General features: G+C 43.7%; 16 protein-coding genes and 1 pseudogene. 8 read left to right on the forward strand and 9 right to left on the reverse strand.

The genetic code is table 11. The annotated features are described in order from the left end of the window. Nucleotides 1-88 precede the first annotated feature (88 nt). From ACF8FD_RS13220 to ACF8FD_RS13250, 7 genes are read right to left on the reverse strand one after another with little or no spacing between them, the layout of a single operon-like run. Entirely contained in the window at nt 89-718 is a 630-nt protein-coding gene (locus ACF8FD_RS13220; RefSeq protein WP_392453468.1) for a CoA transferase subunit B, read from the reverse strand. A 3-nt stretch (nt 719-721) separates the two neighbouring features. Next, entirely contained in the window at nt 722-1,426 is a 705-nt protein-coding gene (locus ACF8FD_RS13225) for a CoA transferase subunit A (protein ID WP_234304748.1), read from the reverse strand. A 26-nt stretch (nt 1,427-1,452) separates the two neighbouring features. Beyond that, complete coding sequence (locus ACF8FD_RS13230; RefSeq protein WP_234304749.1) at nt 1,453-2,355, reverse strand: hydroxymethylglutaryl-CoA lyase; 903 nt, start codon at nt 2,353-2,355, stop codon at nt 1,453-1,455. After that, nucleotides 2,352-4,343, reverse strand: a complete 1,992-nt coding sequence (locus ACF8FD_RS13235; protein ID WP_234304750.1) for an acetyl/propionyl/methylcrotonyl-CoA carboxylase subunit alpha — start codon at nt 4,341-4,343, stop codon at nt 2,352-2,354. The genes ACF8FD_RS13230 and ACF8FD_RS13235 overlap by 4 nt, the downstream gene beginning before the upstream one ends. Nucleotides 4,344-4,363: 20 nt before the next feature. Continuing rightward, complete coding sequence (locus tag ACF8FD_RS13240; protein WP_234304751.1) at nt 4,364-5,158, reverse strand: enoyl-CoA hydratase/isomerase family protein; 795 nt, start codon at nt 5,156-5,158, stop codon at nt 4,364-4,366. A 10-nt stretch (nt 5,159-5,168) separates the two neighbouring features. Next, nucleotides 5,169-6,770: a carboxyl transferase domain-containing protein gene (locus ACF8FD_RS13245; protein WP_062033822.1), complete on the reverse strand. Its 1,602-nt coding sequence runs from the start codon at nt 6,768-6,770 to the stop codon at nt 5,169-5,171. 36 nt (nt 6,771-6,806) lie between these two features. Further along, nucleotides 6,807-7,979: an isovaleryl-CoA dehydrogenase gene (locus ACF8FD_RS13250; protein WP_110975294.1), complete on the reverse strand. Its 1,173-nt coding sequence runs from the start codon at nt 7,977-7,979 to the stop codon at nt 6,807-6,809. A 148-nt stretch (nt 7,980-8,127) separates the two neighbouring features. On the opposite strand from ACF8FD_RS13250, the gene ACF8FD_RS13255 reads away from it, so the two are divergent. The 7 genes and pseudogenes from ACF8FD_RS13255 (at nt 8,128) to ACF8FD_RS13285 (ending at nt 14,980) form a co-directional block, all read left to right on the forward strand. Next, complete coding sequence (locus tag ACF8FD_RS13255; protein ID WP_279732363.1) at nt 8,128-8,754, forward strand: TetR/AcrR family transcriptional regulator; 627 nt, start codon at nt 8,128-8,130, stop codon at nt 8,752-8,754. Nucleotides 8,755-8,854: 100 nt separating this feature from the next. Beyond that, entirely contained in the window at nt 8,855-10,543 is a 1,689-nt protein-coding gene (locus tag ACF8FD_RS13260; protein ID WP_279732364.1) for an AMP-binding protein, read from the forward strand. Between the two features lie 74 nt (nt 10,544-10,617). Further along, entirely contained in the window at nt 10,618-11,610 is a 993-nt protein-coding gene (bioB, locus tag ACF8FD_RS13265) for a biotin synthase BioB (RefSeq protein WP_279732365.1), read from the forward strand. A gap of 70 nt (nt 11,611-11,680) precedes the next feature. Beyond that, nucleotides 11,681-12,357: pseudogene (locus tag ACF8FD_RS13270) on the forward strand (class I SAM-dependent methyltransferase). A 52-nt stretch (nt 12,358-12,409) separates the two neighbouring features. Continuing rightward, nucleotides 12,410-13,207 (forward strand): thioesterase family protein, encoded by a 798-nt coding sequence (locus tag ACF8FD_RS13275; protein WP_234304756.1) that lies wholly within the window; start codon nt 12,410-12,412, stop codon nt 13,205-13,207. Between the two features lie 90 nt (nt 13,208-13,297). Further along, a complete protein-coding gene (locus ACF8FD_RS13280; RefSeq protein ID WP_234304757.1) occupies nt 13,298-14,071 on the forward strand; it encodes a Rossmann-like and DUF2520 domain-containing protein in 774 nt (257 codons plus the stop codon). Nucleotides 14,072-14,194: 123 nt separating this feature from the next. After that, on the forward strand, nt 14,195-14,980 hold the full coding sequence (locus ACF8FD_RS13285; protein WP_234304758.1) for a fatty acid desaturase: 786 nt from the start codon (nt 14,195-14,197) through the stop codon (nt 14,978-14,980). A 55-nt stretch (nt 14,981-15,035) separates the two neighbouring features. Here ACF8FD_RS13285 and trmB read toward each other — a convergent pair whose 3' ends face one another. Beyond that, the gene (trmB, locus tag ACF8FD_RS13290; RefSeq protein WP_005400603.1) at nt 15,036-15,752 is read right to left on the reverse strand and encodes a tRNA (guanosine(46)-N7)-methyltransferase TrmB; all 717 of its coding nucleotides are present in this window, start codon (nt 15,750-15,752) and stop codon (nt 15,036-15,038) included. Nucleotides 15,753-15,944: 192 nt separating this feature from the next. Here trmB and ACF8FD_RS13295 point away from each other — a divergent pair, with 192 nt between their 5' ends. Next, entirely contained in the window at nt 15,945-18,395 is a 2,451-nt protein-coding gene (locus ACF8FD_RS13295; protein ID WP_205668097.1) for an ExeM/NucH family extracellular endonuclease, read from the forward strand. A 60-nt stretch (nt 18,396-18,455) separates the two neighbouring features. Here the strand turns inward: ACF8FD_RS13295 and ACF8FD_RS13300 are convergent, their stop codons facing one another. Continuing rightward, the gene (locus ACF8FD_RS13300) at nt 18,456-19,898 is read right to left on the reverse strand and encodes a SulP family inorganic anion transporter (protein WP_392453469.1); all 1,443 of its coding nucleotides are present in this window, start codon (nt 19,896-19,898) and stop codon (nt 18,456-18,458) included. Between the last annotated feature and the right edge of the window lie 48 nt (nt 19,899-19,946).

The raw sequence follows: 19,946 nt of genomic DNA on the forward strand, positions 1-19,946 counted from the left end.
CTATCCGTGCTGATAGAAATGCCTTTAAAACAGGATCGCTGCTTTAAAGGCATTGGATTATTTTTCTATTGGTATAAATGATGTTGAATTAACGGATCAGAGCAATGCCTGTCACTTTTTGAATGTCTTCAAAACTGACATCTTTCACCAGTTCAACTAATTTGACACCCTCCTGCGTAATGTCCATGACACCGAGATCAGTAATCACGCGATGTACGACATTTTTACCTGTCAGGGGCAGGCTACACTGCTCGACAATTTTCGGTGTACCATCTTTTGCAGAGTGTTCCATGAGCACCACCACTTTTTGTACTCCAGCAACCAAATCCATCGCGCCACCCATACCTTTGACTTTTTTACCCGGTATCATCCAGTTGGCCAAATCGCCATTTTGTGAGACTTCCATTGCCCCTAAAATGGCGATATTGACATGACCTCCACGGATCATGGCAAAAGAATCTGCACTAGAGAAAAATGCGGCGCCCTGACGTGCAGTAACAGTTTGTTTTCCAGCATTGATTAAATCGGCATCGACTGTTTCGGCTGTTGGAAACTCGCCAGTACCCAACAATCCATTTTCAGACTGCAACCAGACGTTGACGTTTTCAGGAATATAGTTGGCCACCAGTGTGGGTAAGCCAATGCCTAAATTGACATAAAAACCATCTTCCAGCTCAAGCGCTGCACGTTGTGCCATTTCATTACGAGACCAAGCCATGGGTTAAGCCTCCTCTTTTAATGTGAGTTGTTCGATACGTTTTTCAGGGGTTGCATTTAGCACAATCCGATTGACATAAATACCCGGCAGGTGAATCTGGTCTGGGTCTAAAGCGCCAATTTCAACAATTTCCTCAACTTCGACAATGCAGACTTTTCCAGCCATAGAACATGCAGGGTTAAAGTTTTGTGCGGTTTTACGGAAAATTAAGTTACCTGCAGTATCGGCCTTGTACGCCTTCACGAGTGCAATGTCAGCTGTGAGCGAGTTTTCTAAAATATATGGTTTGCCATTAAACTCACGCTCTTCTTTGCCTTCAGCAATAAGCGTACCGACGCCTGTTGCGGTAAAGAAAGCGGGAATACCTGCACCTCCAGCACGGAGTTTTTCTGCCAGTGTACCTTGAGGGGTGAGCTCCACTTCAAGCTCACCACTTAAGAACTGACGTTCAAATTCTTTGTTTTCACCTACATAGGAAGCGATCATTTTTTTGATTTGTTTGCTTTCTAATAAGAGTCCTAAGCCGAAACCATCGACGCCTGCATTGTTTGAAATACAGGTGAGGTTTTTCACGCCCGTTTGTTTTAAGGCCGTAATTAGACTTTCTGGAATACCGCATAAACCAAAGCCACCAACCGCTAAGGTTTGACCATCTTGAACCACATCTTGCAGTGCATCCTTTGCACTTGAATAAACTTTATTGACCATAGTGTTCTCGTTATCAATTGAATGGCTTAGGCACAGCGCTTTTGCCAGTAGGCATTGGCATAATTAGATGGATTGGTGCGTTGTAGTACTTGGCTGATGTTTTGACTGGCAACCATCAGTGCATCAAGATCAATCCCTGTGTCATAGCCCATGTTGGAGAGTAGGTAGTAAAGGTCTTCTGTGGAGACATTGCCCGATGCGCCTTTGGCATAAGGGCAGCCGCCTAAACCTGCAATGGACGAATCAAATACACGAATGCCTTGCTCTAAAGACTGGTAAATATTGGCAATCGCCATGCCATAGGTATTATGAAAATGTCCTGCTAAACTCGCAGCATCCATTTCAGCTAAACACGCCTGCCAGACTTTTTTCACGCGGTCTGGTGTCGCCGTGCCAATCGTTTCGCCTAAGGACACTTCATAGCAGCCCATGTCCAGCAAACGTTGACTGACGTGTGCAACTTTGCTCGGTGCAATTGCGCCTTCATAGGGGCAGTCGACAATACAAGACACATAACCACGGACTTTGATGTTATGGGCTTTAGCGGCAGTCATGATGTCTGCAAATTTTTCAAAGCTTTCATCAATGGAACAATTGATGTTTTTTTGGGTAAAGCTTTCGGAGGCTGCAGTAAAAACAGCAACCTCCTGACAGCCGACAGCCAAAGCAGATTCAAACCCTTTCAAGTTCGGAGTCAGTAAACTAAAACTGATATTCGGATCTTTGGGTAAGCTGGCAAAGAGTTCGTCACTTTGTGCCATTTGTGGAACCCACTTTGCAGAGACGCAAGAGCCTACTTCAATGGCACTGAGTCCTGTCTGCATTAAATCTAAAATCAGTTTACGACGGTCATCCAAGGTGAGCGGTGTCTTTTCATTTTGCAAACCATCTCGCGGCCCGACTTCGACAATTCTGACAAATTCACTCATGCGGCACCTTCCAAGCTTGAAAACTCAACCAATTCATCACCCGCTTTGACCTGATCACCGACTTGGAAGTAAGCCGCAGAGACAATGCCATCATGTGGAGCACGAATTGAATATTCAATTTTCATCGCTTCCAGCGTGAGGAGGACATCATCTTTTTTCACTGCGCTGTTGTTTTGTACCAAGACTTGCGTGATCACACCCGGCATTGGTGCTTTTAAGTTGTTGGCATCAGAAGCATCATCTTCCGTATTAAAGTTAGGCTGAATATGTGCAAATTTATAGCTTTGACCGTCTGCATAAAGGGTTAGGCCCTGTGCATTTGAACTATAAGCATAGGTCTTTTTGCTTGTTGCACATTCAATTTTAGCTAAATGTGCCTCTAACAATTCACCCTGAATGAAAACGCTATGTCCATTGTACTTTGCTGTAAAGACTTTTGCCGCTGGGCTGAAATAGACTTTATGTTCTTCATCGTTCAGTGCCAGTTTAATGGCATAGCTAGCATTAATATTTAAACGCCATAGAGACTCGGCTTGCCATACAGGATTTGCAGCTATTTTATTGCTGGCAAAGCGAGACAAGAGTTCAATCAATGCCGCCGTGATGATGAGCTCTGAAGAGGCAGTTTCATTGTGTTGCAGTAAAAATGCTTCTTCACGTTGAATTAAGTTGGTGTCTAGGTTGGCGGTTTTAAACGATTCTGAACGGACCAAACGGTCTAAGAATGCAATGTTATTGCCCAAGCCATCGACATGAAACTGACTGAGTGCATGGTGCATTTGGGTGAGTGCTGCTTCACGATTCTTCGCCCAAACAATTAATTTGGCAATCATTGGGTCGTAAAAGGTCGTAATTTCATCCCCTTCAACAATGCCACTGTCTACGCGGACATGCTCATTTTGCTGAGGGTAGTGCAGGTAGTGAATTTTACCAATCGCAGGTAAGAAACCTTTTTCAGGTTCTTCAGCATAGACACGCGCTTCTAATGCATGGCCATTAATACTGAGCTCGTGCTGTTGTTTAGGTAGTGGTTCACCAAAAGCTACACGCAGTTGCCACTCCACCAAATCTTGCCCTGTAATCATCTCTGTTACAGGATGCTCAACTTGCAGGCGAGTATTCATTTCCATGAAATACGCCGTGCCATCTTGTTCTACAATAAATTCAACTGTCCCTGCACCGACATAATCCACTGCACGTGCTGCATCAATAGCGGCTTGGCGCATGGCTTCGAGTTTTGGCTCTGCCATTTTGGGTGCAGGCGCTTCTTCTAGTACTTTTTGATGGCGACGTTGTACCGAACAATCGCGTTCAAAGAGGTGCACATAGTTACCATGTGTATCACCAAAAACTTGCACTTCAATATGGCGCGGTTGTACTACATAGCGTTCAACCAGTACATCATCATTGCCAAAGCTTGAACGCGCCTCACTTTTACATGAAGCCAAATGGCTTAAAAAGTCTTCGCCTCGATCAACCAAACGCATGCCTTTACCACCACCGCCAGCACTGGCTTTAATCAGTACAGGGTAGCCAATGGCATCGGCTTGTTGTTTTAAAAAGTCAGGATCTTGGTTGGTGCCATGGTAGCCGGGTGTCAGCGGTACGCCTGCTTTTTCCATTAAAGATTTAGAGGTGGCTTTTAGGCCCATGGCTAAAATGGCATCTACAGGTGGACCAATAAAGACAATGTTGTTTTTTTGGCAGGCATTGGCAAATTGGTCATTTTCAGATAAAAAGCCATAACCCGGATGAATTGCTTCTGCACCTGTATCTAAGGCAGCTTGGATAATACGTTCAATTTGTAGATAGCTTTGTGCAGCAGGAGATTCGCCGATATAAATGGCTTCGTCGGCTTGTTGCACGTGCTGTGCCTGAGCGTCAGCATCTGAATAGACTGCAACGGTGGCAATGCCCATTTTTTTTGCAGTTCGGATCACACGACAAGCAATTTCACCACGGTTCGCAATTAAGATTTTATTAAACATATCGATATCCTTTCTTGTTGTTATGCCGTTGTCTTGATCCAGACTGGACTGTGTTTATTTAAAAAAGCATTTAAGCCATTTTTCGCCTCTGATCCTTGGCGTACATGGGCAATATGTTGTGCTGTTTGCAACAATAATGCTTCGGTTAACACTTGCTGGTCGACCATTTGGATGAGTTGTTTTGAAGCCGTTTGTGCTTCTGGCCCACCCAAAAGTAAGGCATCGACCATTTCTGCGACTTTTTCATCCAGATGTTCAGCATCGGCCACTACATGCGCCAGACCAATGTGTAGGGCTTGCTCCGCAGAGATACGCTCTGCGGTTAAAAAGTAGCGTGAAGCCTGACGTGCACCAATCGCACGAATCACATAAGGGCTAATGGTTGAAGGGGCTAAACCTAAGCGCACTTCAGAGGTTGCAAACTTAGCATCGCTGCTTGCGACACAAATATCACAGGCAGAAGCCAGTCCCATGCCACCACCAAAAGCAATGCCTTGCACACGGGCGATGGTCGGTTGTTTTAATGTCGCTAAACTTTGTAGCATTTTCGCTAGTTTCAATGCATCGGCTTCATTTTCAGCCTGTGAGGCTTGTCCCGCTTCTTTCATCCAGTTCAGGTCAGCACCTGCAGAGAAGCTTTTGCCACGTCCAGCTAAAATCACGACACGAACATCATCACGCGTGTTGAGTTCGCTAAAGCAGCGGTGCAGTTCTTCAATCACTTGAGTATTGAAGGCATTATGCATTTCTGCACGATTAATCCATACCGTTGCCACTTGGTCGCGTTGTTCGAGTTGTAAATATTGAAAGCTCATTGCTCATCTCCTACATGCGGAACACGCCGAATTTGGTCGGTTGAATGGGTGCATTTAAGGCTGCGGCTAAACTTAAACCGAGCACCTGACGGCTTTGTGCAGGGTCAATCACACCGTCATCCCACAAACGCGCCGATGCATAATATGGATGGCCTTGACGTTCAAATTGGTCACGGAAAGGTTGTTTAAAATCATCTTCTTCTGCCGCAGACCAAGACTCGCCACGTTTTTCGATTTGATCACGCTTTAAGGTCGACAATACACTTGCCGCTTGTTCACCACCCATGACTGAAATACGCGAGTTCGGCCATGTCCACATGAAGCGTGGAGAATAGGCACGACCACACATACCGTAGTTGCCTGCACCAAATGAACCACCAATCACAAGGGTAAGTTTCGGGACATTTGCGGTTGCAACAGCCATGACCAGTTTGGCGCCATTTTTGGCAATGCCTTCATTTTCGTATTGGCGACCGACCATAAAGCCAGTAATGTTTTGAAGGAACAGTAGGGGAATATTGCGCTGCGTACAGAGCTCAATAAAGTGAGCCCCTTTTTGTGCAGACTCTGAAAATAAAATACCGTTGTTGGCAATAATGCCAACGGGCATGCCATAGATTTTGGCAAAACCTGTGACTAAGGTGGTGCCAAAGCGAGCTTTGAATTCATCAAACCGTGAACCATCGACAATACGCGCAATCACTTCACGAATATCGAATGGTTTGCGTGCATCACTTGGCACAACACCATACAGTTCTGTTGCATCAAATAATGGTTCTTCAATCTCTGTTGCACGCGTATGTGGTGTTTTATTCAGGTTGGCTACGATGTTACGAGCAATGGCAATAGCATGTTCGTCGTTTTCAGCCAAATGATCCGCTACACCAGACAGGCGAGTATGCACATCACCACCGCCTAAGTCTTCACTGCTGACCACTTCACCTGTTGCAGCTTTCACCAGTGGTGGGCCGCCTAAGAAAATCGTCCCTTGATTACGTACAATAATGGTTTCATCAGACATGGCAGGTACGTATGCACCCCCAGCTGTACAACTGCCCATTACCACCGCAATTTGGGCAATCCCCATGCTCGACATGCGTGCTTGGTTATAGAAAATACGTCCAAAGTGATCACGGTCAGGGAAAACTTCATCCTGCATCGGTAAATATGCACCACCTGAGTCAACCAAATAAATACATGGCAGATGGTTTTGCTCCGCAATTTCTTGAGCACGTAAGTGTTTTTTCACAGTCAGTGGGTAGTACGTGCCGCCTTTTACTGTCGCATCGTTGGCAACGATCATGCAGGTCACACCATTGACCTGACCTACACCAGCAACGACACCAGCCGCAGGCACATCGTCTGCGTAGACGTTTTGTGCTGCCAACTGACCAATTTCAAGGAATGCCGTGCCTGCATCAATTAACTGATCAATACGATCACGTGCTAACAGTTTTCCGCGTGCCAAATGTTTTTGTCGCGCCGCTTCACCGCCGCCTAAAGCAATTTGTTCTGCTTTTTGCTTTAAGTCATCGACCAAGCTTTGCATCGCGGTTTGGTTGGTTTTGAAGTCTTCACTTCGAATATTGATCTTGCTATGTAATTGATTCATCACGAACATCCTTGTCATTTTTATTGTTGTGGAGGGTTAAGCTGTTTCATTAAACAGTTCACGGCCAATCAACATACGGCGAATTTCAGAAGTTCCCGCGCCAATTTCATAGAGTTTTGCATCGCGCCATAGACGGCCTGCAGAAAATTCATTGATATAGCCATTTCCACCTAAGGTCTGAATGGTTTCACCTGCCATCCACGTGGCTTTTTCCGCAGCATATAAAATTGCACTAGCTGCATCTTTACGTAGGCTACGGCTATGGTCAGCCTTATCGCACTCAGCACCCACGGCATAGACCAGCGCTTTACATGCCAACCAAGTTGAATACATATCGGCAATTTTACCTTGCATCAACTGGAACTCGCCGAGCGCTTGACCGAATTGTTTACGGTCATGGATATACGGAATCACGGTGTCCATGCAGGCATCCATAATGCCTAAAGGACCTGCGCTTAAAACAGCACGTTCGTAGTCTAAACCGCTCATGAGTACTTTGGTGCCGTTTCCTACACCGCCCATCACGTTTTCTTTTGGCACTTTCACATTGTCAAAGAAGAGTGGGTAAGTGTTAGAACCACGCATACCTAACTTGTCTAAATGTGTGCCATGACTAAAACCTTCCATGCCTTTTTCTACAAGGAAAGCCGTCATGCCTTTAGCGCCTGCATGCAAATCCGTTTTGGCATACACCACAAGCACATCAGCATCGCCACCATTGGTGATCCACATTTTTGAACCATTTAACAGAAAGTGATCGCCACAATCTTCAGCTTTGAGCTTCATGCTGACTACGTCTGAGCCTGCGTTTGGTTCAGACATGGCAAGTGCTCCGACATACTCACCTGAAATTAGCTTTGGTAAATAACGTTGTTTTTGTTCCTCGCTGCCATTTCGGTTAATTTGATTCACACATAGGTTAGAATGTGCACCATAAGAAAGACCAATCGAAGCTGAAGCACGTGAGATTTCTTGCATGGCAATGATATGTGCTAAATAACCTAGGCCTGTACCGCCATATTCTTCACTGACGGTTAGACCGAGTAAGCCCATATCGCCAAATTTTTTCCATAGCTGAGCAGGGAATTTGTTGTTCTGATCGACTTGTTGGGCAATAGGAGTAATTTCTTTGGCACAAAACGCCGCAACGGAATCACGCAGTGCAATGAGTGTTTCATCTAAACCGAAAGTTAAGCTTTGGAAGGTCATTTCTTCATTCATCCTATGATTGTATTTGTTGTTCCTGATAAAGCATTTTTGTTGTGCTTGATTTTTACAATACATCGAATTTTTAAAAAAGTGAACTAAAATTCACAAATTGATTTACAATTCATTTTATCTGGTTGAGAATAGAATTATGAGTTATAAAAGATCATCGTTGATGCAAGAACGAATGGAACAAAATCGCCAAGCGATTTTGCAATCCGCTCGTGAACTTATTGCTCAAGGGGGGATTAAGGACGCACAAATTCAAGCGATTGCTGAACGTGCAGGTGTTTCCAGTGGTTTGGTATATCGTTACTTCGATAACAAAAGCCAAGTGTTAATTGAGGTTCTTTCGGAGGCCATTCAGCATGAGGTGAAAATTTTGAACCACATTGCTGAAAGTGAGCTCTCGTCAAAACAGAAATTAGACAAAGCGGTGACCACGTTTGTGAAGCGTGCCATGAATAGCCCCCAACTTGCGTATTCACTCATGTTTGAACCAGTTGATGCTGAATTAGAACATGAACGTTTTCGCAGTAAACAGCTGATTAAACAGAGCATCAAAGAAATACTGGCCGCAGGGAAAATTAACGGTGAGTTTGGATTTGAAGATTTAAATACCGCAGCACTTTGTGTGGTCGGTGCCATGACTTTTGTGGTGATTGAGCCTTTAAATCCGTCTCGAAATGTGATGTTTGATCAAAACTATAAAGACTACTTTGTGAAACAAATTGCCGAATTTTGTGTCAATGCAGTTCAGGTTCAGGAGGAAAAATAGTTGCAGGTGTGAACACAAAGGCTTGGTGTTTGAAGGGAAGTAGTCATAGAACAATTAAAGTTGAATAACAAGATTACAATGAATCAAGGAGATCGATTCGATGACACAAGAACGGTTAAGTTATGCCTATGGAACGAGCAGTCAGCCCCTATTAGGCATGACGATTGGTGAGAAATTTGATCAGGCTTGTCAGCAGTATGCGGAACAAGATGCTGTTGTCAGCCTGCATCAAAATGTCAGACTCACGTATAAGGAATTACAAGCTCAGGTCAATGCATTTGCCTGTAGTTTACTGAAGCTGGGCTTGAAAAAAGGCGATCGACTTGCGATTTGGTCACCGAACTGTGTGGAATGGACGATTACCCAGTTTGCTGCGTTTAAAGCAGGTATCATTTTAGTCAACTTGAACCCTGCCTATAAAAGTAATGAGCTCGAATATGTGTTGAATAAAGTTTCTTGTAAGGGCTTGGTCATTGCATCGCAATTTAAAAGCACGAATTATCAAGATATTTTAATGAAAATTGCCCCTGAAATTAAAGGTGCTGAAAATAAAGTGTTAAAGGCAGAACGACTGCCACATTTGAAATATATTATTAAAATTGATGAAGAAGAGCATACGGGTTTGCATCGTTTTAGCGATTTGCTTACTCCCCCCAGCAAGAGACAGCTCAATCAATTAGAGCTTGTTGCAAGCGAATCGCAGTTTGATGAAACCATCAATATCCAGTTTACTTCGGGCACCACAGGTAACCCGAAAGGCACAATGCTGACACATAATAATATTCTCAATAATGGTTATTTTGTTGGTGAAGCCATTCACTTAAGTCCTGCCGATCGAGTCTGTATTTCTGTACCGCTCTTTCACTGTTTCGGTATGGTGATGGGTAATTTGGCCTGTATTACGCATGGTTCAACCATGGTCTATCCATCGGCGGTGTTTAATCCTTTAGAAACGTTAAAAGCCATTCAGCAAGAAAAATGTACGGCTGCATACGGTGTACCGACCATGTTCATTGCCATTTTAGAGCATGAACAGTTTGATGATTTTGATCTTTCTAGTTTACGTACAGGCATTATGGCGGGTAGTCCGTGCCCACGTGAAATTATGCAACGTGTTATTGATCGGATGCACATGTCCGAAATTACCATTTGTTATGGTATGACTGAAACGGCACCGGTTAGTGCACAAAGTTCAACTTCAGATTCAGTTGAACAACGGGTCGGAACCGTAGGGCGTGTCCATCCACATCTTGAAATTAAAATTGTAGATGAGCAAGGCAAAGTCGTGCCGCGCGGTCAGTTGGGTGAACTATGTGTTCGTGGCTATTCGGTAATGTTGGGTTATTGGGAAGACCATGAGAAGTCACAAGAAGTGATTGATTCAGCACGCTGGATGCATACGGGTGACATCGCAGAAATGGACGAAGCAGGCTTTGTGAAAATTAAAGGCCGAATTAAGGATGTGGTCATTCGTGGCGGAGAAAACTTATTCCCGAAAGAAATCGAAGACTTTTTATATACCCATCCTGATGTCAGTGATGTCCAAGTGATTGGTCTGCCAGATGCGCGTTATGGTGAAGAGTTGTGTGCATGTATTATTTTACATGAGCATCATGAAATTACTGAAGAGTCGATTCGTCAGTACTGTGTGGAACATATTTCACACAATAAAGTTCCACGTTATGTCCGGTTTTTTAATGAGTTCCCAATGACGGCTTCGGGCAAAGCGCAGAAGTTTAAATTGCAGGAATTTATGCGTAATGAACTGGATTTGAAAGAAATCGCATAAGGTTGAAGACGGACTTTCCTTTGCTGGGTTAAAGCCAAAGGAAAGTCCGAAGTGAAAAGCAAAAGGAATAGCATATGCACCTGAGAAATGATTGGACTCGCGCTGAAATACAAGCACTCTACCAACAGCCTTTTTTAGATTTGGTCTTTCAAGCACAGCAAATTCATCGTCAGTACTTTGAAGCGAATGCCATTCAAGTCAGTACTTTGCTGTCGATCAAAACAGGAAAATGCCCTGAAGACTGCAAATACTGTTCACAGTCTGCGCGCTATGACTCAAAGCTTGAAGCTGAAAAAAGAATTGCGGTTGAAAAGGTCATTAGCGAAGCACAGCAGGCGAAAGCCTCGGGTTCTACACGGTTTTGTATGGGCGCGGCATGGCGAAATCCACATGAGCGCGATATGCCTTATGTCTTGGATATGGTGCGCGAAGTTAAAGCATTGGGTTTAGAAACCTGTATGACGCTAGGCATGCTGAATGCTTCACAAGCCGAACGTTTAAAAGGTGCAGGACTCGATTATTACAACCATAACTTAGACACGTCTCGTGAGTACTATCCAAATGTGATTAGTACCCGTAGTTTTGATGACCGTTTGGATACCTTAAGTCATGTTCGAGAGGCAGGCTTAAAAGTGTGTAGTGGCGGGATTGTTGGCCTAGGCGAAGAGACCAAAGATAGAATTGGCTTATTGTTTGAATTGGCGACTTTACCGATACATCCCGAATCTGTGCCGATCAACATGCTGGTTCCTATGCAAGGTACGCCTTTGGCAGAAGTTGAAAAGTTAGATGTGACCGAGTGGATTCGCACTATTGCGGTAGCACGTATCATTATGCCGAAAAGCTATATTCGTCTGTCCGCAGGACGTGAATCGCTGTCCGATGCCGACCAAGCTTTGGCTTTTATGGCAGGTGCAAACTCACTGTTTTCTGGTGAAAAATTGCTGACTACGCCAAATACAGCACAAGGCAAGGATCAACAACTCTTTCAAAAACTGGGTTTACATGCAGAAAAAGCCAAACCGCAACTTGTTGAGTTAACGGTCGATGCTATGGCTGTGGCTTAAGTGCTAGAACATGCGGTGATGAAAGTGTAGATTTAGGGCGACGAATAAAAGTAGAAGAGTGAACAATAAAATGGCGAAAGACTTTCAGAGTCAAACTGTAGTGGATGGTTATGATCAACATATTCGTAAGCTCATTCCAGGTTATGAGTTGGTTCATCTGCAAATTCAAGCCATTTAAAAACACATTTACCAGAACATGCGCACGTATTGATTGTAGGATGTGGTACAGGTTATGAGCTTTCATATTTGTTGGCGCAGCATCCGACGTGGAGTTTTACCGCTGTCGACCCGTCTTTGACTATGATTGAAAAAGCGCAGCAGTTATTGAGCGAGACCCATAGAGATTTAACGCGGGTTCACTTTGTGCATGGTGATACGACGACGGCATTACAGGCAAGTGCACAGTTTGATGCCGCTTTAGCCATATTGGTGGCGCATTTTATTCCACTTGAAGCAAAGCCATTCTTCTTTGCCGACATTTTACGCTGTCTTAAAACACAAGCTATTTTACTCAGCTATGACTTGATGAGCTCTAGTGATGACACTGAACTCAAGGTTCTACAAACCTTATGTCAGAGCAATGGTTTGACAGTGATACAGAGTGAAAAAATGATTGAGCGGCTACAACAAGATTTTTATTTGGTCTCGGTCAGCCAGATGCGAGAGCTTCTGACTAAAGTTGGATTTAATGAAGTACGAACTTATAGTCAACTGTTGAATTATTATGGTTTTTTTGCACAAAAGTAAAAACCAATTGCAGTAAAAAGATACATTTTAAGGATAAGAATTAAGGAATCACATGGCAGCCTATTATCAACTTTTAAATCGTGAACAGCACAGTGATGGGAGCTGTACGGCATCTTATCTTTCCAATATTCATGCACAAGGCGCATGGAATCCGCATGAACAGCACATGGCACCTGCAACAGGGGTTTTGTGTGCGGAGTTAGAGCAGTTTCAACCACGCGATGAGATGCGCATTGGACGCGTGAGTTTAGATATTTTTGGACTGATCGCTTTTGGTGAGTTTACCGTGCATACCCGTGTCATTCGTGCTGGAAAAACCATTGAACTGATCGAGGCGGAAATGCAGGCAAAAGGGAAGACCTGTATTGTGGCCCGTGCTTGGAAAATGATGAAGCAAGATACCAGTGCAATTGCAGGGCTAGAAGATCAATCGATTGTACATCCTGAAACTTTGCCGGTGTGGGATGGGATGAAATGCTGGCCGGGTGGTTATATCCAGAGTATTGAGACACGTGCGGCAGAAGGGCACCGTGCTGGTAAAGGCATTGTTTGGTTACATAATGATTTGGATATGGTGGAAGCTCAGGACACATCGAGTTTTGTGCGTTTACTGGGGATGGTCGATACAGCCAACGGTATTGTCCCACGTCAAAATCCAGCATCTGGATGGGGCTTTCCCAATTTAGACCTACAACTGCATTTATACCGTTTACCCCAAGGGAAATGGTTAGGTTTGGAAGCGACGCAGCAATATGGTGATGATGGTATCGGTTTAACCAGTGCGGTTTTGCACGATGAGCAAGGGCCATTTGGTCGTAGTGAACAGATTTTGACCCTGCGTAAGTTTTAGTTGGTCAGTGTCAATTTAATAAAAAAGGATGAATTGCTTCATCCTTTTTTTATTGGCATGCTGTAGGCACTTTAAAATAGTGAAATGAAGATGCGGATCAGTTTAATTGGAGCCGGGCGGGTGGCTCATCATTTAGCCAAAGCCCTGATGTCTCAGCATGAAATCATCAATATTTATAGCCGAAGCTTCGACAAAGCTACAGATTTGGCGCAAGTCGTACATGCAAAGGCGGTCAGTCATTTTCAGCAGTTAAATGTTGATGTGGATTTGGTGATGATTGCAGTAAGTGATCAGTCTATTCCAAGCGTGATTTCGGCATTGACTGAATATCTGCCGAATGTGTTGATTGTACATACTTCAGGGAGTACAGCACTTTCAGTTTTGTCGACGAAACATGCACGTGCAGGAGTTTTTTATCCCTTACAGACCTTTAGCTTAGAACGTGAAATTGATTGGTCAAATACACCGTTGTTTGTAGAAGCCACTGAAAATACGGATCTTCAAAGACTACATATACTGGCAGAAAGCCTGAGCCAACGCGTGTATAGTTATAGCTCTGCGCAGCGTCTAAGTTTGCATTTAGCGGCTGTTTTTGCCTGTAATTTTAGTAATTATTGCTATGACATGGCAAAACAAGTGGTGGATGCAGAGCAGGTCGATTTTAATCTCTTGTATCCCTTGATCTTAGAAACCGCACAGAAAGCCACACAGAATGATCCGAAGCAGATGCAAACTGGCCCTGCGATGCGTCAGGATCAGAATATTCTACAGATGCATCAACAGATGCTTGCGCAAGCTCAACGAGCGGATCTTGCTGAAGTGTATGCCTTAATGAGTCAGCAGATCAGTCAACGTCACCGTTGATATTTAAAATAATAAGCGAAGAAGTGAGTCACAAAGAACAAGCAAAGCCACTGAAAACGTGGCTTTTTTTATGTCCTAAGATTCGGTACAGTGTTGCTTAAAATAAATACAAATAGAGGGTGTATGCGTTCACATTCATTATTAGAACAAGTGCAGTGGAAAGATCTCGTTCAGTTAGGCCGTAGCGATGTGATTAGTGAGTTATTTATCTCTTTACCGTGGTTGATCGTCTCTTTCATTTTTGCAGGTTTACAGTGGTATGTCTTGGCGCTGTTTTGCTCGTTTATGTTTTTCTTAACAGGGCTAAGGCAGGTGCATAACGCTTTTCATTTTGCCTTAGGTATTAGCCGACCTGCGACCCATTGGGTCATGTTTGTTTTAAGCATCGTTATGTTGGGCTCGATGCATGCAGTACAAATTAATCACCTGCGACACCATCAGCACTGTATGCAGGAGGAAGATATTGAAGCGAAAAGTGCAACCATGAAGTGGTGGCAAGCTTTGCTTTTTGGCCCAGTTTTTCCATGGATGTTGCATAAAAAAGCCTTTGAGGTTGGGACTAAAACCCAGAAAAAATGGATGTCTGCTGAACTGGTTGCCAACGTCATTGTATTGTTTTTGGTTTTTGTGATCTTGGATATCAGTATTTTAAAATATCATGTCAGTGCCATGTTAATTGGGCAATGTATGACGGCGTTTTTTGCGGTGTGGACGGTACATCATGATACGGAAGATCATGTGTATATGGCGCGTACTGTGCGTAATGAGTTTAAACGGGTCGTGACCTACAACATGTTTTATCATGTGGAACATCATTTGTTTCCCGCAGTGCCGACACGACGTTTACATATTTTGGTAAAACGTTTGGATGAACATGATGCAACGGTGGAAATTAGGCATGTGTTTTAACATTTTTAAGCATAAAAAATAGGGCTCTAGGCCCTATTTTTTGAAGATCTAAAATTTATTTAATTTTCTTAAATAAGAAGTCGTTGATCTTATGACCTTCTTCGAGTCCACGACGTTCAAATTTAGTTTGTGGGCGCCAGTCTGGGCGAGGGTAGCTGTTGCCTTTACCTGCCATATTTTCAAGATTTGGACGGTTATCGAGTACATCAATCATCCACTCTGCATACGGTTCCCAGTCTGTCGCTGCGTGGAATGTGCCACCCATTTCTAGCTTTTGCTCAACCAGTGGCATACGGTCATGGGAAACGAAACGACGTTTGAAGTGGCGTTTTTTCTGCCATGGGTCTGGGAAGTACAGTTGCACAGCGTTGATGCTGTTATCTGGCATTTCACGTAATACTTGAATAGCATCTGCATCTAAAAGACGAAGATTGGTTAAACCTGCAATTCCAGCTTCATACACACATTGCGCGATACCTGGAACATGCACTTCAATCCCGACATAGTTACGTTCAGGGTTGGCCTGTGCCATCAAGACCAATGAACGTCCCATACCAAAGCCAATTTCAACCGTGAGCGGACGCTCTGGATGTTCAAACTGCTGGCGTAGGTCACCTACAGGATATTCCAAAATCATGTGACCATATTGTTCAAGCGCAGTGCGTTGCGAGGTGTTCAGCGGAGATGAACGACGCATAAATGTCACAATTTCGCGGTGTTCATTTAAGTTGTCTAGCTCGACGACTTGCTGGTCTAATTGATCATTCGTCATAATTTTGGCAGATGTAGAAATTCGAAAGCGGTATTGTAAGTCCTGAGCAGGACAAGTCAAATTTTTTACTCAGAATTTATTAAATTCGGCACCACCATGTTTGCGCAGCCTAGAAACTGTCATCATTTATTAATCATGATGTAACGAATAAAAATTAACCTGCCAGCTGATTTAACCAACTGATAAAAAATGATGAAAAATTTTAAGCCACAGATATTAAGCCTGAGCCTGATTTTAGCGAGTTGTTCTTTTCCTGCGTATGCACAGTTATTGTTTAGTCAGTATGTAGATGGAACTTCAAATAAGAAAGGATTGGAAATTTATAATCCAGATCCGACGACGGTCAACTTGGCAGAATATCAGATCAAGCAATACGCAAATGGCAGTAGCAGTGCAAATTTGACGGTGAGTTTGACAGGGCAATTGGCAGCAAAGGGGTATTATCTAGTCGGGCATTCTGCTTTAAAAGAAGCTCTGGGCGATGCGGTGCAACAGCAGGCGAACTTAGCTTTCAATGGTGACGATGCTTTGGTGCTTTATCATAATGGCGTTGCGATAGACCGCTTTGGCACAGTGGGTGAAAGACCAAGCACTGGATGGGGTAGTGTTGCAACAGCGAATAGTTTTAAACGCACACTATTAAGTAATCATGTTTCCAGTGCAGGGATTGACGTTACCGCACCGTTTGATTTGGTATCGGCATGGGAAAAATGGTCAGACCGAAATGCATTTTCCAGTTATCTGGCTGAAAGTACTGCACCGCCGCTAAGTACTGTGAGCTGTAGTACGACAGCGACCCCAATTGCGGCATTGCAAAGTGCAGTGCAAGATGAAGAATATGTGGTGAAAGGCGTAATTACGGCTGATTATCGTTATAACAATGGTTTCTCAGGTTTCTTTGTACAAACACCTGATGTTCAAGCCCAAGCCAATACTAGCAATGCGGTGTTTGTCTATGTTCCCTCTTCAAGTCGCGTGACAGGTGGGCAAGTCGGGCAGGAAGTCATTTTCAAAGGCAAGTTAAAAACCTATCAAAACCAACTGCAGCTTCAAGATTTAAGCAGTGATATTAATGTCTGTAATCCTTCGGCGAGAGATTGGGTTATACCAATGGCGATCAATTTGCCCTTTGATAATTTGACTGAAATGTCAGGCCATGCACCAAAACGCTATCAAGGCATGTTGGTTAATATTCCTCAAACTTTAACTGTCAGTGAAAACTATGATTATGGGCGTTATGGTCAGTTGGCTTTAAGCCCTGCGCGTTTATATATCCCAACCAATTTATATCCGGCCCATTCAACGGAAGCCAAAGCACTGGCACAACAAAATTTACGGTCTAAACTCATTTTGGATGATGGTTATAACAATCAGAACAGAACGCCGTGGTTGCCAACGATCTTTAGTGCTAAAAACACCCTACGTACAGGCGCACAACTGCAAAATGTACAAGGCATTTTAGAATACCGCTATAACCAATGGCGAATTCAACCTGTGCTTGGTGCAACAGTGCCGCAAGTCTTAGACACGATAAACCCACGTGCGAGCGTTTCAGCAAAGGCTACACAACAAGTTCGTGTGGCAGCATTTAACGTACTGAATTATGACAATGGTTTGGCACAAGGTTTTCCAACTGAACGTGGTGCAAGTTCCGAAGCTGAGTTTAAAAAGCAACATCAGAAAATTGTCAGTGCATTAAAAGCGATTGATGCGGATGTTTATGGTCTGATGGAAATTGCCAACAATGGTTATGGTGAGCGTAGCGCAGTTGCTTATTTAGCTCAGGCGCTTGGAAGCGACTGGAAATATGTAATACCTCCGAATGCTGAAAAACTTGGAACCGATGCGATTGCTGTTGCCATTATTTATAATGCCAAGCGTGTCAAACCAATCAATGCCGCAGCGGTCTTTGATGACCAGAGCCAGAAAAACCGAGTCACGATGGCGCAGACCTTTCAAGCCTTATCAGGCGGGAAGACTTTTACGGTTATTCCGAACCATTTGAAGTCTAAAGGTAGCTGTCCAGATGATAAAACTTCGATAGAGGCAGATCAGGGCGATGGTCAAGGTTGCTGGAATCCAACCCGCGTTAAAGCGGTACAAGCGTTAATGCAATGGGTCGCGAAAAATCCAACACAGGTAAGTAAACCGAATGTCTTACTGTTGGGGGATATGAACAGTTATGCCAAAGAAGATCCAATTTTGGCGCTTGAACAAGCCAACTATAAAGTGCTGTTGAATGATGAAAAAATTGGTCAGGGGAAAACTGCTTATAGCTATGTCTTTGGTGTAGCCAGTAATACTCAAGGTTATGGTGGTGCAGGAAATCTGGATCATGCGATTGCTGATGCAGCACTTTATCCATTGGTGAAAAAAGCATTTGCATGGCATATCAATGCAGATGAACCGACTGCACTGGACTATAACGAAGAATATAAAACTGAGGAGCAAATTGTTGCATTCTATGCGGACGATGCTTACCGTTCTTCTGACCATGATCCTGTGATTGTAGATTTAGACTTAAATGATGCAGTGGTTAACGATGATAAAACCAGTGCGGGAAGTACAGGGCTGTGGACTGCATTAGGATTAATTAGTTTGGCATTGTATGGCAGTTTAAGACGTCGCAAGAATCAGTCTTAACTCGCTTTATTGACAATAAAAGGGCGTCATCGCCCTTTTATTTTGTCTATGGTTTCAATTTTATGAGCTGATGCGGTCAATGAGGGTGCTGCTGGCTTCATTTAAGCCTAACACCTCGACCACAACACCGTGGGCTTCAAACTTTTCAACCACAGCATTTAACATATTGACTGAAGTCATATCCCAAATATGTGCATTACTAAGTTCAATTTCAACCTTCTGAATATGTTCGTTAAAGTCAAAAAACTGAAAGAACTTCTCTGAACTGCTAAAGAAAATTTGACCACTCACTACATAGCGACGGGTATGATTATGCAGTTCAGACTGAACATGAACCGTACTTTCCAGTTTATTGATGAAAAATAATGCGGACAGTAAAACTCCGACAAAGACACCCAAGGCAAGATTATGCGTGGCTAAGACAATCATTACGACACTCAACATCACCACATTACTTTGTAGCGGGTGTTTAGAAAAGTTTTTAACCGAGTCCCATTGAAAGGTTGTAAATGCCACCATGATCATAATGGCAACCAAAGCTGCCATTGGAATATAAGACAGCCAGTCTTTAAAAAACACCACCAAACACAGTAAAAACACACCAGCCACTAAGGTTGAAAGCCGAGTACGTGCACCAGAGCTGACATTAATCACAGATTGTCCAATCATGGCACAGCCTGCCATACCGCCCATAAAACCGCTCACAATATTGGCCATGCCTTGTCCACGACATTCTTGATGACGATCACCTTCAGTGCCTGTAACTTCATTTACCACCGTGGTGGTCATCATTGTTTCAAGCAAACCGACGGTCGCTAATGTGATGGCGTAAGGGAAGACAATTTGCAGCGTTTCAAGGGTTAGTGGAATATCAGGTAGTAGAAAAACAGGTAAAGTATCGGGGAAATGACCTAAGTCACTGACCATACGCATGTCTGTGCCTAAAAACAGCGCCAAAGCGGTCAGGACGAGAATACAAATGAGCGGTGAAGGAATGGTTTTCCCTACTTTAGGCAGATAGGGAAACAGATAAATGACAGCGAGGCCAAGAGCGACAAATGCATAACCCCAGTGATTCATTTGGCTGAGTTCTGGAAGCTGTGCCATGAAGATTAAAATCGCCAATGCATTTAAAAAGCCATACACCACCGACTGCGACACAAAACGCATCAGTTTGGCAACTTTAAAATAACCCGCAATGATCTGAATGACACCAGTGAGAATGGTTGCCGCCAGTAAATACTGTAGGCCATGCTCTTTGACCAGAGTGATCATGAGTAGAGCCATCGCGCCTGTTGCTGCTGAAATCATGGCTGGACGACCGCCAAAAAAAGCAATGCTCACTGCGATACAAAAGGAGGCATACAGTCCGACTTGAGGGTCTACACCTGCAATTGCTGAAAAAGCAATAGATTCGGGAATCAGGGCAAGTCCTACCACTAAACCAGCAAGAACATCGGTACGAATGTTAGAAAACCATTCATCTTTTTTAAAGCTAATCACAGATCAAATTCATTTTAGGGTCAAGGGGGCTATGATAAAACAACTCTG

The sequence above is a fragment of the Acinetobacter sp. TYF_19 genome (assembly GCF_043105125.1).
Lineage (GTDB): Bacteria > Pseudomonadota > Gammaproteobacteria > Pseudomonadales > Moraxellaceae > Acinetobacter > Acinetobacter johnsonii.

Excerpts from the sequence above, each read along its gene's own strand:
- ACF8FD_RS13240 (WP_234304751.1), bottom strand. The coding sequence starts at position 5,158 with ATGAGCTTTCAATATTTACAACTCGAACAACGCGACCAAGTGGCAACG.
- ACF8FD_RS13285 (WP_234304758.1), top strand. The coding sequence starts at position 14,195 with ATGCGTTCACATTCATTATTAGAACAAGTGCAGTGGAAAGATCTCGTT.
- bioB (WP_279732365.1), top strand. The coding sequence starts at position 10,618 with ATGCACCTGAGAAATGATTGGACTCGCGCTGAAATACAAGCACTCTAC.
- ACF8FD_RS13255 (WP_279732363.1), top strand. The coding sequence starts at position 8,128 with ATGAGTTATAAAAGATCATCGTTGATGCAAGAACGAATGGAACAAAAT.
- trmB (WP_005400603.1), bottom strand. The coding sequence starts at position 15,752 with ATGACGAATGATCAATTAGACCAGCAAGTCGTCGAGCTAGACAACTTA.
- ACF8FD_RS13245 (WP_062033822.1), bottom strand. The coding sequence starts at position 6,770 with ATGAATCAATTACATAGCAAGATCAATATTCGAAGTGAAGACTTCAAA.
- ACF8FD_RS13220 (WP_392453468.1), bottom strand. The coding sequence starts at position 718 with ATGGCTTGGTCTCGTAATGAAATGGCACAACGTGCAGCGCTTGAGCTG.
- ACF8FD_RS13280 (WP_234304757.1), top strand. The coding sequence starts at position 13,298 with ATGCGGATCAGTTTAATTGGAGCCGGGCGGGTGGCTCATCATTTAGCC.
- ACF8FD_RS13225 (WP_234304748.1), bottom strand. The coding sequence starts at position 1,426 with ATGGTCAATAAAGTTTATTCAAGTGCAAAGGATGCACTGCAAGATGTG.
- ACF8FD_RS13250 (WP_110975294.1), bottom strand. The coding sequence starts at position 7,979 with ATGACCTTCCAAAGCTTAACTTTCGGTTTAGATGAAACACTCATTGCA.
- ACF8FD_RS13260 (WP_279732364.1), top strand. The coding sequence starts at position 8,855 with ATGACACAAGAACGGTTAAGTTATGCCTATGGAACGAGCAGTCAGCCC.
- ACF8FD_RS13230 (WP_234304749.1), bottom strand. The coding sequence starts at position 2,355 with ATGAGTGAATTTGTCAGAATTGTCGAAGTCGGGCCGCGAGATGGTTTG.
- ACF8FD_RS13295 (WP_205668097.1), top strand. The coding sequence starts at position 15,945 with ATGAAAAATTTTAAGCCACAGATATTAAGCCTGAGCCTGATTTTAGCG.
- ACF8FD_RS13275 (WP_234304756.1), top strand. The coding sequence starts at position 12,410 with ATGGCAGCCTATTATCAACTTTTAAATCGTGAACAGCACAGTGATGGG.
- ACF8FD_RS13235 (WP_234304750.1), bottom strand. The coding sequence starts at position 4,343 with ATGTTTAATAAAATCTTAATTGCGAACCGTGGTGAAATTGCTTGTCGT.